Origin of the sequence: Paenibacillus sp. FSL M8-0228 (genome assembly GCF_038007385.1) — a bacterium.
Taxonomy (GTDB): domain Bacteria; phylum Bacillota; class Bacilli; order Paenibacillales; family Paenibacillaceae; genus Paenibacillus; species Paenibacillus polymyxa_D.
In genome coordinates, this window is the sequence record NZ_JBBOXA010000001.1 from 2,463,019 (window position 1) to 2,481,303 (window position 18,285).

An 18,285-nucleotide genomic window follows, 5' to 3' on the forward strand; every position below is an offset into this window, starting at 1 on the left:
AGTAAAGGAGGCGTTAACTTAATGGCAATATTAACAACTGGTCCTATTGAGAACAGTCCTGTTGGTGGGGTCAGGCCGATCCAACAGGTCACTGTTAAAATGGTAAACCGTGACTTAGTCAATTCTTCAACAATATTAATTCAGGGATTCATTTTAAATGGTTTACGAACATTACATGTACTAGAACAAATAGCTTTAGCCCCCAATGCAGTTGTTACGAGAAATTATCTAGCGAACTTCGACGCATATGAATTCGTTTTTACCACAAGCGGTTTGGCAGAAGAAAGTACTGATATTTCTGTTTGGGGAAAAAACGGGAGTGGTACAATCATTGGTGCTCAGCGTATTGTTGCGGATGAGCAGTTAGAGTCTTAAAACTCAACAAATGTATAGAGGTAAAGCCACAATCATATCACATGTTTTAGAAATAAAATAGAGGGAACATGATCTTGAGATAGACCTCATTGTTTACAAGAAAAGCTTGCTTTTACTAGAAAGGAGGGAATATCTAAATGGCAGTATTATCTACTGGACCCATTGCAAACGATCCTGTTCTAGGAGTCAGACCCACCCAACTGGTCACAGTAAAAATAGATAACCGAGATTCTGTAAATTCTTCTACTGTTTTGATCGAGGGTTTTGTTTTAAACGGCAGTAGAACAGTATATGTACAACAACTAGTTGTAGTGGGACCAAATGCGGTTATAACTAGGAATTTCTTTGCAAATTTAGACGCATTTGAATTCGTGTTTACCACAAGCGGACCAGCAGTGAATGAAACTCAAATTTCTGTTTGGGGTAAAGATGCATTGGGGCAATTAGTACCTGCGCATCGGTTAGTATCTGATGAACTTTTAGGAACCGATCAAGGCGTCCAAGGACCTCAGGGTGTTCAGGGAGCCCAAGGCGACCAAGGACCTCAGGGAGTTCAGGGAGCCCAAGGCGACCAAGGACCTCAGGGCGTACAAGGTGACCAAGGACCACAGGGAGTTCAAGGCGTACAAGGTGATCAAGGACCTCAGGGCGTCCAAGGCGACCAAGGACCTCAGGGCGTTCAAGGCGACCAAGGACCACAGGGAGTTCAAGGAGTCCAAGGCGACCAAGGACCTCAAGGAGTTCAAGGAGCCCAAGGCGATCAAGGACCTCAAGGAGTTCAAGGAGCCCAAGGTGATCAAGGACCTCAAGGAGTCCAAGGCGACCAAGGACCTCAGGGTGTTCAAGGCGTGCAAGGCGACCAAGGACCTCAAGGAGTTCAAGGCGTGCAAGGTGACCAAGGACCTCAAGGAGTTCAAGGCGTGCAAGGCGACCAAGGACCTCAAGGAGCCCAGGGTTCGTCCAAGGCGACCAAGGACCTCAAGGAGTTCAAGGCGTGCAAAGGACCAAGGACCTCAAGGAGTTCAAGGAGTCCCAAGGCGACCAAGGACCTCAAGGAGTTCAAGGCGACCAAGGACCAAGGACCCTCAAGGAGTTCAAGGAGCCCAAGGCGAGGGACCTCAAGGAGTTCAAGGCGACCAAGGACCTCAAGGAGTTCAAGGAGTCCAAGGCGACCAAGGACCTCAGGAGTTCAAGGCGTGCAAGGCGGAGTCCAAGGACCTCAAGGAGTTCAAGGCGTGCAAGGTGACCAAGGACCTCAAGGAGTTCAAGGCGTGCAAGGCGACCAAGGACCTCAAGGAGTTCAAGGCGTGCAAGGTGACCAAGGACCTCAAGGAGTTCAAGGCGTGCAAGGCGACCAAGGACCTCAAGGAGCCCAAGGCGACCAAGGACCTCAAGGAGTTCAAGGCGACCAAGGACCTCAAGGAGTTCAAGGAGTTCAAGGAGCCCAAGGTGATCAAGGACCTCAAGGCGTCCAAGGCGACCAAGGACCACAGGGTGTTCAAGGCGACCAAGGTGACCAAGGACCACAGGGAGTTCAGGGAGCCCAAGGCGACCAAGGACCTCAGGGAGTCCAAGGCGATCAAGGTGATCAAGGACCTCAAGGAGTCCAAGGCGACCAAGGACCTCAGGGTGTTCAAGGCGTGCAAGGCGACCAAGGACCTCAAGGAGTTCAAGGCGTGCAAGGTGACCAAGGACCTCAAGGAGTTCAAGGCGTGCAAGGCGACCAAGGACCTCAAGGAGTTCAAGGCGTGCAAGGTGACCAAGGACCTCAAGGAGTTCAAGGCGTGCAAGGCGACCAAGGACCTCAAGGAGCCCAAGGCGACCAAGGACCTCAAGGAGTTCAAGGCGACCAAGGACCACAGGGAGTTCAAGGAGTCCAAGGCGACCAAGGACCTCAAGGAGTTCAAGGAGCCCAAGGCGATCAAGGACCTCAAGGAGTTCAAGGAGTTCAAGGAGCCCAAGGTGATCAAGGACCTCAAGGCGTCCAAGGCGACCAAGGACCACAGGGTGTTCAAGGCGACCAAGGTGACCAAGGACCACAGGGAGTTCAGGGAGCCCAAGGCGACCAAGGACCTCAGGGAGTCCAAGGCGATCAAGGACCTCAGGGCGTTCAAGGCGACCAAGGACCTCAGGGCGTACAAGGTGACCAAGGACCACAGGGAGTTCAAGGCGTACAAGGTGATCAAGGACCTCAGGGCGTCCAAGGCGACCAAGGACCACAGGGTGTTCAAGGAGTTCAAGGCGACCAAGGACCTCAGGGCGTACAAGGTGACCAAGGACCTCAGGGAGTTCAAGGCGTCCAAGGCGAACAAGGACCTCAAGGAGTCCAAGGCGATCAAGGACCTCAAGGAGTTCAAGGTGTTCAAGGCGACCAAGGACCACAGGGTGTTCAAGGAGTTCAAGGCGACCAAGGACCTCAGGGTGTTCAGGGAGCCCAAGGTGACCAAGGACCTCAAGGCGTTCAAGGCGTGCAAGGCGACCAAGGACCTCAAGGTGTTCAAGGCGTCCAAGGTGACCAAGGACCTCAGGGTGTTCAAGGAGCCCAAGGCGACCAAGGACCTCAGGGTGTTCAAGGCGTGCAAGGCGACCAAGGACCTCAAGGACCACAAGGTGACCAAGGACCTCAAGGAGTTCAAGGCGTGCAAGGTGACCAAGGACCTCAAGGAGTTCAAGGCGTCCAAGGTGACCAAGGACCTCAGGGTGTTCAGGGCGTCCAAGGCGACCAAGGACCTCAGGGTGTTCAAGGAGCCCAAGGCGACCAAGGACCTCAGGGTGTTCAGGGAGCCCAAGGCGACCAAGGACCTCAAGGAGTTCAAGGCGTGCAAGGCGACCAAGGACCTCAGGGTGTTCAGGGCGTACAAGGCGACCAAGGACCTCAAGGAGTTCAAGGCGTGCAAGGCGACCAAGGACCTCAAGGAGTTCAAGGCGTGCAAGGCGACCAAGGACCTCAGGGAGTTCAAGGAGTCCAAGGCGATCAAGGACCTCAAGGAGTCCAAGGCGATCAAGGACCTCAAGGAGTCCAAGGAGACCAAGGCCCTCAAGGAGTCAAAGGAGACCAAGGCCCTCAAGGAGTCCAAGGAGACCAAGGCCCTCAAGGAGTCCAAGGCGTACAAGGTGATCAAGGACCTCAGGGAGTTCAAGGTGATCAAGGACCTCAAGGAGTCCAAGGTGACCAAGGACCTCAGGGCGCTCAAGGCGACCAAGGACCTCAGGGAGTTCAAGGAGACCAAGGACCTCAGGGAGTTCAAGGTGACCAAGGACCTCAGGGAGTTCAAGGTGACCAAGGACCACAGGGAGTTCAAGGTGATCAAGGACCTCAAGGAGTCCAAGGTGACCAAGGACCTCAAGGAGTTCAAGGTGACCAAGGACCTCAGGGTGTTCAGGGCGTACAAGGAGACCAAGGCCCTCAAGGAGTCCAAGGCGATCAGGGACCTCAAGGAGTCCAAGGCGATCAAGGCCCTCAGGGAGTTCAAGGTGACCAAGGACCTCAAGGAGTCCAAGGCGATCAAGGCCCTCAGGGAGTTCAAGGCGTACAAGGAGACCAAGGACCTCAAGGAGTCCAAGGCGATCAAGGACCTCAGGGTGTTCAAGGCCCTCAAGGAGTTCAAGGCGATCAAGGCCCTCAAGGAGTCCAAGGCGATCAAGGCCCTCAAGGAGTCCAAGGCGATCAAGGACCTCAGGGTGTTCAAGGCCCTCAAGGACCTCAGGGCGTACAAGGCGACCAAGGACCTCAAGGCGTCCAAGGCGACCAAGGACCTCAAGGAGTTCAAGGCGTGCAAGGTGACCAAGGCCCTCAGGGTGTTCAAGGACCGCAAGGCGACCAAGGCCCTCAGGGAGTTCAAGGCGTCCAAGGCGACCAAGGACCTCAAGGAGTTCAAGGCGTGCAAGGCGACCAAGGCCCTCAGGGTGTTCAAGGACCGCAAGGTGACCAAGGACCAGCTTAAGGTCAAGGTATATTTAGAGGACTCAAAAGTTATTTATAACTTTTGGGTCCTTTTTTTGTCTTAAGTTAATGTTTGCAGTCCTGCTGTAACAAAAAAAACCTTTGTCGAAGTCTCATGGAAATGATTCAGAGAGACTTCGACAAAGGTATTGGAAAATAATTGTTGGCTAATATTCTAATCAGCCTTGTTGTAATTTACGGCAACACAACCACTTTCTCTTTGCAGGACGCAATAAATTTTCCATATTGAATACAAGTTTCTAATGAATCATTTGGCTCCATAGGCCACCATCGTATGGCTCCCCTGGGAGCTTTGGAGGCATAGGTTTCGATTTCTGATGGAATTCGACCTACAACCACAATTTCGATCTCCCTAAAGTTGTTTTCAATGCCCTTTTGGAGCGTTTTAATTAATTGGGTGTGCTCTATTTCAGGACAGGAATGGGGGATAGGGAACAATATCGAGAATTTAGAAGTATCTTCTTGAATAACGTGAGCAGATTTCCGGGCAGGATCATCCGTAGAAGTCTCCCATATACGACGATAAGGCAATTGCTGTGGTAAATCGAGTTCTTTCAGTCTCATTTGTATCCTTTGAAAATAGCATCTATTTAGTTCCCCTACAAGAACCTGAATCTGCTTATTTCTTAGGAATGTAGTGTTATTCCCATGTTCGTTACGATATTGGATATATATCAAATCGGGGATGTTTGCAAATTTAGTGCAAAGAAACGTCCGGACCAGCATATCGTAATCATCTGCAACCAGTAGTTCATTGCGATGTCCCCCGATCAGATGATAACAGTCCCTTGTCCACGCACGGGGATGATTGGGTAAACCGACCAAATGTCGAATGGTTTTGCCATTAATGGTCGTATGTTTTTGTACATTTTGCCATCTGTTCATTTCATGCAGCCAGACTCGATAATGAACACTGTAGCCAAAGCCACAATCCCAGCCATACCAATGTGCATGATTGCTCCCTGCATACACTTCAGCACAATCCCCATAAACAAAGCCACAGTCAGGGTTTTGTTGAAATGCTTTGACGATTTTCTCCAGGCAGTCAGGAGTTAGCTCATCATCATGATCGACTTCTACCAAAATTTCCCCTGTACATAGACCTGCTGCAAACCTTTTGATAGCCCCTATATAACCATTGCGGGAATCCTGGCGATATCTCCGCACACGGTGATCCTCTAAAGGGAGTAAATACTCCTTGTACGTTTCATCTTCATCACCGGAATCATCCACGATTACCCATTCCCAGTTCTTGTAGGTCTGCTTCAATAAAGATTGATAAGGTCGTTGAATTTTTTCCTTTGATCTGTAGCTGGCAGTAAAGACGGATATTAAAGGTGTGTTTGAAGAAAAATGTGTAGGAGGAATCGTTCTATTCTCCGGAAGAGGATCTGTTGCCTTAAGCCAGCAGAAAAATAAATGCATAGGTTGAATTTCGTCAGGTGATTGGAAGTGTAACCAGCGTTTTTTTTCGTGACCAGGCAATGCTTTTAGTGCTGAAAATTCTCCCCACTCTTCTCCGATCGAGACGTAAACCCGAGGTTTTTGGAGGCTATTGTCTATAAGTGGCTGATCAGCCTCATACAAGTTTATTGTAATGTTATTTTCTTCCAATCTATCTATCAATTCTTTTACATGATCCTTTAAAACCTTCTTCGATACAAATAAATGAGTTGTCAGTAGCGGAGTGAAATTCAATGACATGATCATTCCCCTTTACCAGTTTCGAACATCAACGAGAGGGAGGTGCCGTTCAGACGTAAGCTATTGTTTTTATTGAAACAACCATTTTCCTGGCATCATTTTATTTCCCAGTAGTATATATGTATGTGTATGTGTTCGGGGATGTGAGAAAAATACCAGCCCATATGAACATAGCGAATAAACCGTTTGAAACCTCCGTCGTAAACACCGAAGCATTAAAGAAAGGTGGAGTAAGTGTGGAATGCCCATTAGTAAGTGTAGTTATACCTGCATATAACCGGCCGCATACACTAAAAATCGCCATCGACAGTGTATTGGAACAAACTTACCCGAACATCGAAATTATTATCTGTGATGACAGTACAACGAATGAAGTACAAGAAATGATTGATTCTTATTTAGATTCTTTTCCCCAAGTTAAATATTATAAAAATGATAAAAATCTTTTTCTTGGAAATTGGCATAAATGTTTTGATTTGGCATCAGGTGAATATATCAATTACTTGATGGATGACGATATGTTTCATAAAGAAAAAATAGCAAGGATGCTCTATTTTTTTGAAAATTTTGAAAAGATCACACTGGTTACTTCGTATCGGCAAACCATGAATGAATTAGGGGCTATTCTCCCACCGCTCTATGCAACGGAAAAGTTATACGAAGAAACAAGGATAATGGACGGAAGAATGTTGGCAAACGTTGCATTAACTCGTTGTTTAAATGTGATTGGTGAACCTACAACAGTGTTTTTCAAAAAAACAGATCTTATCGAACGGTTTGGAGTTTATAAAGGGAAACAGTATTCTCTTCTTAATGATTTAGCTTCCTGGTTGAACTTACTATCCAAAGGAAAAGCAGTTTATATTCCTGAAGCGCTAAGCTATTTTCGAATACATCCCAATCAAAATAATCAAACGCTTGGTCAAAATGCGTTCACGGAATGGTTAGATATTATGATTGCCTCGAGAGATGATGGATTTCTTGATACCAACGATTTGTTTAAAACTGCACTTCATTCTTATCATGAACGTATAAAAGGCCGTCCACAATTTGTTGCAGATATCAAGCGAATTGAAATGATATTAAAAACATTGGAATCCTAACTTGCTCATCCCATGTGCAAAGGAGGCTTGGCTTATGTTTGAAATTCCCTTCTTACGACCTAGTTTAGTAAAAAAGGAACGATTTATTGCTAATTTTGAGAAAATAGAAGAGACGCGAATTTACTCCAATTATGGCCCCTTAAATAACCTGTTTGAAGAGCGGGTCATTGCGCAAGTGTTTAATGGAATCGGTTCGGCTGTGACTGTTAGTAACGCTACCATCGGCTTGATTTTGGCTATCGCTCACAGCAAGCGACCACAGGGCAAATATGCAGTTATGCCAAGTTTTACTTTTGCTGCCACCCCACTTGCTGCTGAGTGGTGCGGGTTAGAACCCTATTTCCTTGACATTGAACCGGAGAATTGGCAAATGAATAGGGAGCAGTTAGAGCAGGCAGTCAAGCTGCTGGGAGATGAGATTGCGGTAATCGTTCCTTATGCCACTTTCGGTACAGCCATTGATTTGTCTGTATACAATAAGCTGCAGGAGCAAGGAATTCCGGTAGTCATTGATGCTGCTGCCAGTTTTGGGACTATATCTCCCGAGGAAGCCACCCATTTTGGTAAAGGCTTTGGAGGGGCCGTAGTATTCAGCTTTCATGCCACCAAATCTTTTGGTATCGGAGAGGGTGGATTGGTATACAGTTTGGACCAGGATCTCATTAAGCGAATTCGTCAGGCGGGGAATTTCGGTTTCTCCAGCAGCAGGGAGTCTGTCACCCAAGGTCTTAACAGTAAGATATCCGAGTATACCGCTGCTATCGCTTTAGCTACTCTCGATCACTTCAAAACTGTACGGGAGAATAGAAGGACGATCTACGAATATTATCTTCAAGAACTGCTCCAAGCAGACTTATTAGAACGAGGATGGTCTGTACAAAAAACACAAGGATCGGTTGTCCATCAATTTATCCCTATTCTTAGTCCGGATTCACACACGAATCAAGAGGTCGTTAAGTTATTAGCCTCTAATTCAATAGAAGCCAGAACCTATTTTTCTCCGGCGTGCCATCAGCAGAAGCAGTTCCAAAGTTATCCCCGGTCTACTCTTCATGTTACCGAGCATATTACCAAACATATTGTCAGCCTGCCCTTGTGGGAGGAACTGGATGAGATTATCGTTCGAAGAATTGTAAATGTTCTAAGAAGCTTGGGAAGAGAGACAGCCAGATGAGGAAACTCGTGATTTGGGGATCGGGCGGACATGCCAGGGAAATTAACTGGTTATGTGAAGAGTTAGGAGTTCGAGTGATAGGATTCTTAGACGAACGGCCTGAGACGAAAGGGCAGATCGTAAATGGGGTTCCTGTACTGGGGACGTTGACCGACATTAAAGCGTTAAAATATGAGGTGGAACTGATATGTGCGGGAGTGGGTGACCCAGCATTAAAGAAACGATTCGCTTATCATACAATTCAATCGGGATTTCGTATCGCAGCCCCGCTAATACATCCGCGTGTTCGTTTGTCTCGAAGAAACACCATTGGAGAGGGAAGTATGATCTTTGAAGGGGCTGTCCTGTCGGACAATATTAAGATCGGACAGCATGTGATTATCAATCGGAGTGTTAACGTGAGTCATGATGCGGTTATTGGCGATTATATAACCATAGCCCCTGGCGTGAATCTGGCAGGTAACGTAACCATAGATGAGGGGGCCTATATCGGCGTCGGTGTCTCGGTACGGGAGAGATGTCACATTGGTTGTTGGTCTATGATAGGTGGAGGTGCCTTTGTTAAAGATGATATACCCAGCTTTACCATGGCTGCAGGGGTACCAGCAGTCGTTAAAAAACGACTTGATATTCCCTGAGTAGTCTTTCTTTGGACGGAGCGTATTCGATTTGTAGTAATATGCTTGAATGAAGTGATTTACCTACCAAAAGGCCGTGCCGGAAAAGGTTCTCATAACCTGATCCCGGCGCGGCTTTTGATTAATGTACACAGATTACAGATGGATGAAAATTAAAATTTATTTTTGATTATTTTTGTATTACTTATTTTCAAATTAAAACAAAGGTGTTATAGTCTCCATAAACAAAGAATAACCACTGTAATAAAGCCTTTCAAAACTAAAACTAAACTTGGAGGTCTTTTTCCTATGGTACAAAGTCTGTGGATTTCTTCACAAGCGTCTGAGCAGAAAAGCATGCTGGAACAGCTCGTATACCGTTCTAACCTGATTGGTACAGAGAGGAGTGTGTGCAATTGGGGAGGCGGTAATACTTCGGCCAAAACGACGATACCAGATTTTCGCGGGCGTGAAGTAGAAGTGATGTACGTCAAGGGCAGCGGTTCCGATCTCGCAACAATGAAAACGCATAACTTCACAGGACTTCGTATGGAGGATATTCGTCCTTTATTTGAAAGAGAAGATATGTCTGACGAGGATATGGTCGCATATTTGGCGAACTGTATGATAGATGCCAAGCATCCACGGGCTTCAATTGAGACGCTATTACATGCTTTTCTGCCTTTTAGACATGTCGATCATACGCACCCGGACGCGATTATTAGCTTGTGCTGTGCGCACAACGGTAAGGAAATCGCTAAGGAAATTTTCGGTGACCGTTTTGTATGGGTGCCTTATATCCGTCCTGGATTTAAGCTGTCGAAAATGATTGCCCAAGGTGTACTCGATCATCCACAAGCTGAATTGGTATTGATGGAAAAGCATGGTCTGGTTACGTGGGGAGACACATCCGAAGCGGCTTATGCCAAAACGACCGATATCATCCAAGAAGCAGAAAGCTATATTAAAGCTCGTCAAGAGGAAAAGCAGGCGTTTGGAGGAACAAAATATAAAGCGCTTACTTATGAAGGACGCCGTAGCATTGCATCTCAAGTTATGCCGTCGATTCGGGGAGCGGTCAGTGATGAGAAAAAGATGATTTTAACCTTTGATGATGCGGAAGATGTGTTGGAGTTTGTGAACGGCCGGGATTCTGCTGCTTTATCCCAGGTCGGGGCTGCGTGCCCGGATCATCTGGTCCATACCAAGATGAAGCCACTCTATGTAGATTGGACACCGGATGTGGAGGATGTAGAGGGCTTGAAAGTTAAGCTTGCCGAGGGTATAGCAGCTTATAAGGAGCAGTATCAAGCTTATTTCGAGCGCAATCGGCTTGAAGGGGATGTTATGTTTGAGGCTGCGCCACGTGTAATTTTGGTTCCGGGTGTTGGTATGATCAACACAGGTAAAAGCTGGAGCAATGCGCAGGTAAGCGGTGCTCTGTACCATCGGGCTATCGCTGTCATGCAAGGGGCAACGACGTTAGGAGAGTTTGTTTCACTCAGTGAGAACGAGTCATATAACGTGGAATATTGGCCGCTGGAGCTTTATAAGCTGTCACTCGCGCCAGCAGAAGTTGAATTTTCCCGTAAAATTGCGTTCATTACAGGTGGTGCAGGCGGAATTGGCAGTGCAACCGCACGTCGTTTGGTGGATGAAGGCGCACATGTCGTACTGGCAGACCTGAATCTGGAAGGCGCGCAAAAGGTAGCCGCAGAGATCAATAGTAGCTACGGAGAAAACTGTGCCATTGCCGTAAAAATGGATGTGACGCAGGAGGAGCAAATTCAGGCTGCCTATGCAGAAACGGCATTGACCTATGGCGGTGTAGATATCATCGTCAACAATGCAGGCCTTGCTACATCCAGTCCGTTCGATGAAACATCGTTAAAGGAATGGAATTTAAATGTGAATGTGCTGGGAACGGGTTATTTTCTGGTTGCACGAGAAGCGTTCAAGCTCATGAAGGAGCAGACACTTGGCGGCAGTATGGTGTTCGTCGGCTCCAAAAACTCGGTCTACGCAGGTAAAAATGTAACGGCCTACAGCTCGGTCAAGGCGCTGGAAGCGCATTTAGCCCGATGTATTGCCGCAGAAGGTGGTGAATATGGTATCCGTGTGAACACCATTTTGCCGGATGCCATTCTGCAAGGCTCGGCAATCTGGAACTCCAACTGGCGTAATGAACGCGCCACTGCCTACGGCATTGAGCCAGACCAGCTGGAGGAGCATTACCGCAAACGGACGACGCTGCTGGTCAACATTTACCCGCAGGATATCGCCGAGGGCATTGCCTTTTTCGCCTCATCCAAGGCAGAGAAAACGACAGGTTGTATGCTGACCATCGACGGCGGCGTCCCCGCTGCCTTTACACGCTAGCCGAATTAAAATGAACCTGGGTAAGCGATAGACTCATTTCAACGGCTCAACACTTAGGATTATAACGAACTAATTTAATGTACTAATCTATTTCACTAATCCAAGCCACATGTTATACACACACTAACACTTTAAAAATAGAAGTGACTTTATGGGTGGTCAGCAGCGGAGCGATCGGAAGAACAATCCGCACGCGAAGCGATCTCCCATAACTCACTTCATTTTTCCAAGGAGGAACCATGATGAGTGACAAAGCGTACGCCTTATTCGAGGAACAACAGCAACAACGAGGCATTGACCTGGAGCGAGTAAAGGCAAAGCTGAAAGCGCTTAGCATAGAAACACCATCCTGGGGATATGGCGACTCAGGTACACGATTTAAAGTCTTTCAGAAAACGGGCGTGCCGCGTGATCCGTTCGAAAAGTTGGAGGATGCCGCGCAGGTTCATGCCGTGACGGGCTTATGTCCATCCGTTGCTATTCACATTCCGTGGGATAAAGTAGACAACTACGGCAAGCTTCGCAGTCATGCGGAAAGCCTCGGTCTGCGGATTGGGGCCGTGAATCCTAATCTGTTTCAAGACGAGGACTACATGCTCGGCAGTGTCACCAATGTAGACCCGTCCATCCGCCGCAAGGCCATCAACCATTTGCTAGAATGCGTAGATATTGCGAAGGAAACGGGCTCGAACGATTTTAGCTTATGGTTCGCAGACGGAACGAATTATCCCGGTCAGGGGGACATTCGCAAACGGAAAAATTGGATGCTGGAAGCGCTCAGTGAAATGTATAAGGCACTCACATCTGACATGCGCATGCTGATTGAATACAAGGCGTTCGAGCCAGCCTTTTATCATACGGATATTGCCGATTGGGGCATGGCGTATAATTACGCAACCAAGCTGGGGCCGCAGGCACAGGTGCTGGTGGATACTGGGCATCATCTGCCGGGAGCCAACGTGGAGCATATTGTGGCGTTTCTAATTGATGAGAAGCGATTAGGTGGTTTTCATTTTAATAGCTACAAATATGCGGATGATGATCTGATCGTGGGCTCCGCGAATCCGTATGAACTGTTCTTGATTTTTTATCAAATTTTAAATGCGGCTCAGGATGTGGATAAAGATATTCGGCATACGGTGGACAAAATTGCTTATTTGATCGATCAGTCGCACAATATTGAGCAAAAAATTCCGGCGATGATTCGTTCGGTGCTGAATGTGCAGACTCAATATGCGAAAGCGCTCCTAATTAATCATGCAGAAGTGGAGGAAGCATCGAGCCGCCAGAATGTGCTGGGTGCGGAGGATGCTGTGCGACAAGCGTTTGAGTTTGATGTGGCACCATTGCTCAGAGCGATCCGTGAAGAGCAAGGCTTACCAGCAGACCCGATGAAAGCTTACTTAGCGTCTGAGTATGGCACGCAGATTTTGCAAAGAGGCAAGGGTGGTGCAAGCTGGTGAGTATCCTCGCTTATGATTTGGGGGCAAGCAGTGGCAGGGTTCTACTCGGAGAATTGACGGATTCACGTATAGTGGTGGAGGAAATCCATCGCTTTTCGAATGATCCGGTCAAGGTTGGGGAACATCTGCACTGGGATCTGTTGCGTCTGTATCACGAGGTTCAGCAAGGATTGATCAAAGCCAAGCATAGGGGAGTGAATCCATCCAGTCTTGCGATTGACTCCTGGGCGGTCGATTTTGGACTGATCGGAGAAACTGGAGAATTGCTGGGCAACCCTTATCATTATCGGGATTGGCACACCCATGGGGTAATGGAAGAAGTACAGGAACGGCTGGGAAAAGAGTTTATTTTCCAGCGCACAGGCATTCAGTTTTTGACGTTTAATACCATTTATCAGCTGGCTGCTATGCGAAATGCGAGTTCACCGTTGCTGGAGCAGGCAAAGCATTTCTTGATGATTCCAGATCTGCTACGGTATTTTCTGACAGGTGAAATGTACAATGAGTTTTCCAATGCGACCAGCACGCAATTATATAATCCGTTGCAGCAAAAATGGGATGATGAGCTTTTGTCTGGAATCAACATTCCTCATTCCTGGTTTGGTGAGGTGCTGGAGCCAGGAAATGTTGCAGGAACGATCCGCTCGTCGGTTATGAACGATTTGGGCATTGGAGCGATTCCTGTGATTGCAGTAGCAGAGCACGATACGGGATCTGCTGTGGCTGCCGTGCCTGCGCTGGAGCGCTCGTTTGCGTACTTGAGCTGTGGAACATGGTCCCTGATGGGAACGGAAACGGCACAGCCTGTAATCAATGACGATACGCTTCGTTTTAATTTTACGAACGAAGGTGGGGTCAGTCGAACTTACAGGCTGCTTAAAAACATCATGGGCTTATGGATTTTACAGGAGGCGCGTAGGGAGTGGGAACGGCAGGGGTACTCCTATTCCTTCCCTGAACTGGTTCATATGGCAGAACAGGCTCCAGCATTCACTTCTTTGATTGATCCGGACGATGAACTATTTCTGCACGCCGGGGATATGAGAACACGAATTCGCCAATATTGCCGCAATACCCGACAGCCATTGCCCGAGACGCCGGGAGAAATCACGCGTTGTATTTTGGAGAGTCTGGCGTTAAAGTACCGTTACATTTTGGAGCTTACAGAACAGGTGTCAGGACAACGGTTTAATGGTTTACATATGGTCGGAGGAGGGATTCAAAATCGCTTGTTGTGCCAATGGACGGCCAATTCGATTCAAAAACCAGTGTGGGCGGGACCTGCAGAAGCGAGCGCAATCGGCAATCTTGCGGTACAATGGATGACACAGGGAAAGTTCGCCGATATATGGGAAGCCCGCCGGGTCATCGCGAATTCTATTTCCGTGGAGGAATATGAGCCTGCCGAATCAGAAGCGTGGGAGGATGCCTATGGGCAATTCCGGCGGGTAGCGGGACTTTTTGTACATTAAAGATGTGGAGTGAGATTGCCATGCTGGTCGCAGAAAGATATGAGATGATTGTGCAGCTCGTGAATGAAAAAGGAAGCATACGAGTGTCCGAATTGAGTGAGTTGTGCAAAGTAACGGAGGAAACGATTCGCCGTGATCTGGACCGTCTGGAGCAGGCGGGACGACTGCGCCGTTCGCATGGGGGAGCGGTCAGTGTCAAAAACGAGCAGCCTGAAACGCCCTATGCGGTACGGGAAATTATGAACGCAGAGGAAAAGCGCAGAATTGCCGAAGAAGCAGTCAAGCAGATTCAGCCGAATGATCGTATTTTGCTGGATGCCAGCACAACCGCCTGGTATATGGCCTCAAGTTTACCGGATATTCCTTTGACAATATTAACGAATTCGATTCGGGTAGCTACAGAGCTGGCGGGTAAGGAAAAAATCGAGGTCATTTCGACGGGGGGGCAGTTGCTTCAACGCTCGCTGTCATTTGTAGGCCCGCTCGCAGAGCGTTCCCTGGAAACCTATTATGTGGATAAATTGTTTTTCTCCAGCCAGGGGGTTCATCTGGATCGCGGTATTAGTGAATCGAATGAACTGCAAGCTCGTTTGAAGCAGAAAATGGTCAGCATTGCAGACCGTGTGATTTTACTGGCCGATGCGAGCAAATTTGGGCAACAGGCGTTTACGCATGTCGTGAACCTGTCGCAGGTATCCGAGATTATTACGGATTCGAGGTTGTCGGATCCGATTCGCAGTCAACTTGCGGAGCAGGCTATTCCAGTTACGGTTGTGTGAATTTAAAAATGTCGAGGTGGAGAGTGTCGCTCCGCGTTTCATTTGCTCTTACGCTCGCTGTTGCAGTGGGATTCTTTGATGATGTAAAACACGTTTAGGTGAGAATCCCACTGCAAGCTTATGCTTACGTAGAGAGCTTTCCTTTGGAAAGCTTTTAGGCAAACGCTGACGCTTCTCCAGATTCAAATGAACCGATCCGCTGGTATCCTCTATAAAGTAATAGCTATTCCATAGACGTAAGGGGTGTTCCGTATGAAGGTATCTTTATTTATTACTTGCCTGAGTGATGCGATTTATCCCAAGGTGGGGGAAGCGATGGCATGCTTGCTTTCCAGATATGGTGTTCAGCTGGATTTTCCGAAGGTACAGACATGCTGCGGACAGCCGTCCTATAACAGCGGCTATTGGGATGAAACGAGGGTTGCTGCCAAAACAATTCTGAAAGCGTTTAACGACAGCGATTTTGTCGTATCTCCTTCCGGTTCCTGTACATATATGATTCATCATTACCCGGAGTTGTTTAAGGATGAGCCCGAATGGCTCGATTCAGCACGGAGGCTGGAACAAAAGACGTATGAGTTTACGCAATTTATGGTACAGGTGCTTGGCGTGACCGATGTGGGCGCGTCTTTTCCGCATACAGTAACCTATCATCCGTCTTGCCATGGCACACGTTTGCTCGGCGTGAAGGAGGAACCGATGAAGATGCTTGGCAGTGTAAAGGGGCTGCAATTAGTACCACTTCCCTTTGCTGAGGACTGCTGTGGCTTTGGCGGGACTTTCGCGGTGAAAATGCCAGATATTTCGGGAGCGATGGTGACTGAAAAAGTGGACCATATCAGGGAGACCGAAGCCGAGGTACTGGTCGGACTAGATATGGCCTGCTTGATGAACATTGCCGGAAATCTTCGGTATCGGGAGGAGCCAGTTCGGGTCATGCATCTGGCTGAGCTGCTGTACGAAGGGGTGAAGCACGCATGACCGTCGTACACACACATTCCATGAACCAAAAGGTCAAAAAACGTGCAGAGCTGGCCCTAAATGATGATTTTCTGCGGAATGCAGTTCGTTTCACTACAGAGCGTTTGCGTAACGGAAAGCAGGTGGCTTCAGAGCAACACGGAAATTGGGAAGAATGGCGTGAACGGGGCCGTCAAATTCGTCTGCATACCATTGCCCATCTGGACTATTACTTAAATCTATTTGTAGAAAATGCCCGTGCCAACGGGGTGCATATCCATTTTGCCGATACAGCAGCCGATGCCGTACGTATTACCCTGGATATTGCTGCACATAGCCAAGCCCGTTCCGTCGTCAAATCCAAGTCGATGGTGTCGGAGGAGTTACATTTGAATCAGGCGCTGGAGGGTGCGGATATCGAGACGATTGAAAGTGACCTCGGTGAATATATTATTCAACTGGCAGGAGAGCCCCCGTCTCATATCGTCATTCCGGCGATTCACAAAAACCGCTTTCAGATTGCCGAACTGTTATCCCAAGAAGCAGGTGAGAAACTGTCCGCGGATACGACGATTTTGGCGGGCTTTGTCCGCAAAAAGCTGCGTGAGAAGTTTCTAGAAGCGGATATTGGCATGACGGGCTGTAATTTCGCCATCGCCGAGACAGGCTCCATGGTCCTGTTTGAAAATGAAGGGAACGCACGGATGGTATCCACTCTGCCCAAAACCCAAATTACGCTGATGGGCATGGAGCGGATTATTCCATCCTGGACGGATTTGGAGGTGATGGCTACATTATTGCCACGATCCGCTACGGGGCAGAAGCTGACCATGTATATGTCTGGTATTTCAGGCCCTCGGCGCAGCCAAGATGCCGATGGGCCTGACGAAATGCACATCATCATCGTAGATAACGGACGTTCACTACAGCTGGGCAATCCCGAGTTTCAAGAGTTGCTGAATTGCATTCGCTGTGGTGCTTGCCTGAATGCCTGTCCGGTGTACCGACACATTGGCGGGCACGCGTATGGCGGGACATATAGTGGCCCTATCGGTGCGGTGCTTACGCCTGCCCTTCATAGCAACATCGAAGAGTGGAACGATATTGCGAGTGCGTCCAGTCTGTGTGGTGCGTGCTATGAAGCCTGTCCGGTCAAAATACCGCTGCATGATATGCTGGTATATTTGCGCAGACGCAAGGTGGAGGCGGGACAAGGAGATAAGCTGGAAACGGCAGGGATGAAAGGTTTTGCGACCGTAGTTTCCAACTCGAAGCGATTCGCAGTGGCGATTCGGCTAGGGCAGATCGCCCAGAAAGCGATCGTCCGTAAAGGTGAAATTACCTTGAAGCTGGGCCCGTTAAAAGGCTGGAATACGTACCGTGTGGCTCCCTCTCTGGCGAAAAAATCCTTCCGTCAGCAATGGAACACGCTGGAGCATAAGCTGGAGCAGGAACGCAACGTGATGCAGCCGGATGTTCTCAGCCGAATGGAGAAGATTTTGGCAGATAGAAGTAAAGGAGGGACGCAGCATGAGTGAGCATAGTAATCCTTCTGCGCAAGCAAAAGCGGCCCATGAAGCGTGGCTTCATCAAATGGAAGAAGAATCCCGTGCCAAGCAGGTACGCTTTATGGACGGCATCGCGACGCGGCTCAAGCGTCCACGACAGACGGAGCCGCCAGTTCAGCCGTTTCGCGGGGCACCTGCATTTTGGTACGAATTCGATTGGAGCGCGGAGCGGCGCATCGAGGAGTTCACTGCTAACTTTACAAGTGTTGGCGGGCATGTCGTGCGTCTGCCGAATTTGGAGCAGACCGCAGACTGGATCGCGTGCAAAGCGCGAGAGCTGGGAGCGGCCTATATCGTCCGGCAGAATGAGCCGGACCTGGATGCGCTCCAGCTGGAATCGGCACTGCCGCAAGTCCGTTTATCGGTGTGGAACACCGATCCAGTCGAGGATTGGAAGGCCCGCGCCGCTGAGGCGGATATCGGCATCGTCATCGCCGACGAAGCGGCTGCTTACACCGGCTCGGTAGCGGTGCTATCCTCGCCGGAGAAAGGCCGTGCGGTCAGCCTTTTGCCAACCGCACTGATCATTCTTCTGCCAGTAGAGCGCTTGCGAACACGACTGGGCGAGATTCTAAGCCGCTTTGACGAAGTCGGGCGTGAGCAACTGCCTGCAGGCATTCATTTTATTACTGGACCAAGCCGCTCGTCGGATATTGAAAATGATTTGACGATCGGTGTACACGGGCCAGGTATCGTCTATACGTTGTTAGTGGGCTAGCGTGTAGAC

General features: G+C 48.6%; 13 protein-coding genes. 12 read left to right on the top strand and 1 reads right to left on the bottom strand.

Annotation, left to right across the window (positions count from 1 at the left end):
* Nucleotides 1-21 precede the first annotated feature (21 nt).
* Together MKY98_RS11565 and MKY98_RS27065 are read left to right on the top strand one after the other, a co-directional pair.
* The gene (locus MKY98_RS11565) at nt 22-375 is read left to right on the top strand and encodes a hypothetical protein (protein ID WP_029519178.1); all 354 of its coding nucleotides are present in this window, start codon (nt 22-24) and stop codon (nt 373-375) included.
* Between the two features lie 1,712 nt (nt 376-2,087).
* Nucleotides 2,088-4,319 carry a hypothetical protein gene (locus tag MKY98_RS27065; protein WP_445671405.1) on the top strand — a complete coding sequence of 744 codons (2,232 nt, stop codon included), beginning with the start codon at nt 2,088-2,090 and terminating at the stop codon, nt 4,317-4,319.
* Between the two features lie 194 nt (nt 4,320-4,513).
* Here the strand turns inward: MKY98_RS27065 and MKY98_RS11575 are convergent, their stop codons facing one another.
* Complete coding sequence (locus tag MKY98_RS11575) at nt 4,514-6,043, bottom strand: glycosyltransferase (RefSeq protein ID WP_069012380.1); 1,530 nt, start codon at nt 6,041-6,043, stop codon at nt 4,514-4,516.
* 236 nt (nt 6,044-6,279) lie between these two features.
* Here MKY98_RS11575 and MKY98_RS11580 point away from each other — a divergent pair, with 236 nt between their 5' ends.
* The 10 genes from MKY98_RS11580 to MKY98_RS11625 all read left to right on the top strand — a co-directional run bounded on the left by MKY98_RS11580 (nt 6,280) and on the right by MKY98_RS11625 (nt 18,276).
* A complete protein-coding gene (locus MKY98_RS11580; RefSeq protein WP_069012379.1) occupies nt 6,280-7,146 on the top strand; it encodes a glycosyltransferase family 2 protein in 867 nt (288 codons plus the stop codon).
* A gap of 34 nt (nt 7,147-7,180) precedes the next feature.
* The gene (locus MKY98_RS11585; protein ID WP_029518454.1) at nt 7,181-8,320 is read left to right on the top strand and encodes a DegT/DnrJ/EryC1/StrS family aminotransferase; all 1,140 of its coding nucleotides are present in this window, start codon (nt 7,181-7,183) and stop codon (nt 8,318-8,320) included.
* Nucleotides 8,317-8,958, top strand: a complete 642-nt coding sequence (locus MKY98_RS11590) for an acetyltransferase (protein WP_039275128.1) — start codon at nt 8,317-8,319, stop codon at nt 8,956-8,958. The genes MKY98_RS11585 and MKY98_RS11590 overlap by 4 nt, the downstream gene beginning before the upstream one ends.
* A 288-nt stretch (nt 8,959-9,246) precedes the next feature.
* Nucleotides 9,247-11,316 (top strand): bifunctional aldolase/short-chain dehydrogenase, encoded by a 2,070-nt coding sequence (locus MKY98_RS11595; RefSeq protein WP_069012378.1) that lies wholly within the window; start codon nt 9,247-9,249, stop codon nt 11,314-11,316.
* 242 nt (nt 11,317-11,558) lie between these two features.
* Nucleotides 11,559-12,779 (top strand): L-rhamnose isomerase, encoded by a 1,221-nt coding sequence (gene rhaI, locus MKY98_RS11600; protein WP_069012377.1) that lies wholly within the window; start codon nt 11,559-11,561, stop codon nt 12,777-12,779.
* Nucleotides 12,776-14,251, top strand: coding sequence for a rhamnulokinase (rhaB, locus tag MKY98_RS11605; protein WP_069012376.1), 1,476 nt, complete (start codon nt 12,776-12,778; stop codon nt 14,249-14,251). Before rhaI ends, rhaB begins: the two co-directional genes overlap by 4 nt.
* Nucleotides 14,252-14,271: 20 nt before the next feature.
* Nucleotides 14,272-15,030 carry a DeoR/GlpR family DNA-binding transcription regulator gene (locus tag MKY98_RS11610; RefSeq protein ID WP_029518449.1) on the top strand — a complete coding sequence of 253 codons (759 nt, stop codon included), beginning with the start codon at nt 14,272-14,274 and terminating at the stop codon, nt 15,028-15,030.
* A gap of 252 nt (nt 15,031-15,282) precedes the next feature.
* On the top strand, nt 15,283-16,011 hold the full coding sequence (locus tag MKY98_RS11615; RefSeq protein ID WP_029518448.1) for a (Fe-S)-binding protein: 729 nt from the start codon (nt 15,283-15,285) through the stop codon (nt 16,009-16,011).
* Nucleotides 16,008-17,528 carry a LutB/LldF family L-lactate oxidation iron-sulfur protein gene (locus tag MKY98_RS11620; protein ID WP_029518447.1) on the top strand — a complete coding sequence of 507 codons (1,521 nt, stop codon included), beginning with the start codon at nt 16,008-16,010 and terminating at the stop codon, nt 17,526-17,528. The genes MKY98_RS11615 and MKY98_RS11620 overlap by 4 nt, the downstream gene beginning before the upstream one ends.
* Entirely contained in the window at nt 17,521-18,276 is a 756-nt protein-coding gene (locus tag MKY98_RS11625; protein WP_029518446.1) for a LutC/YkgG family protein, read from the top strand. The genes MKY98_RS11620 and MKY98_RS11625 overlap by 8 nt, the downstream gene beginning before the upstream one ends.
* The last annotated feature ends 9 nt before the right edge of the window (nt 18,277-18,285 follow it).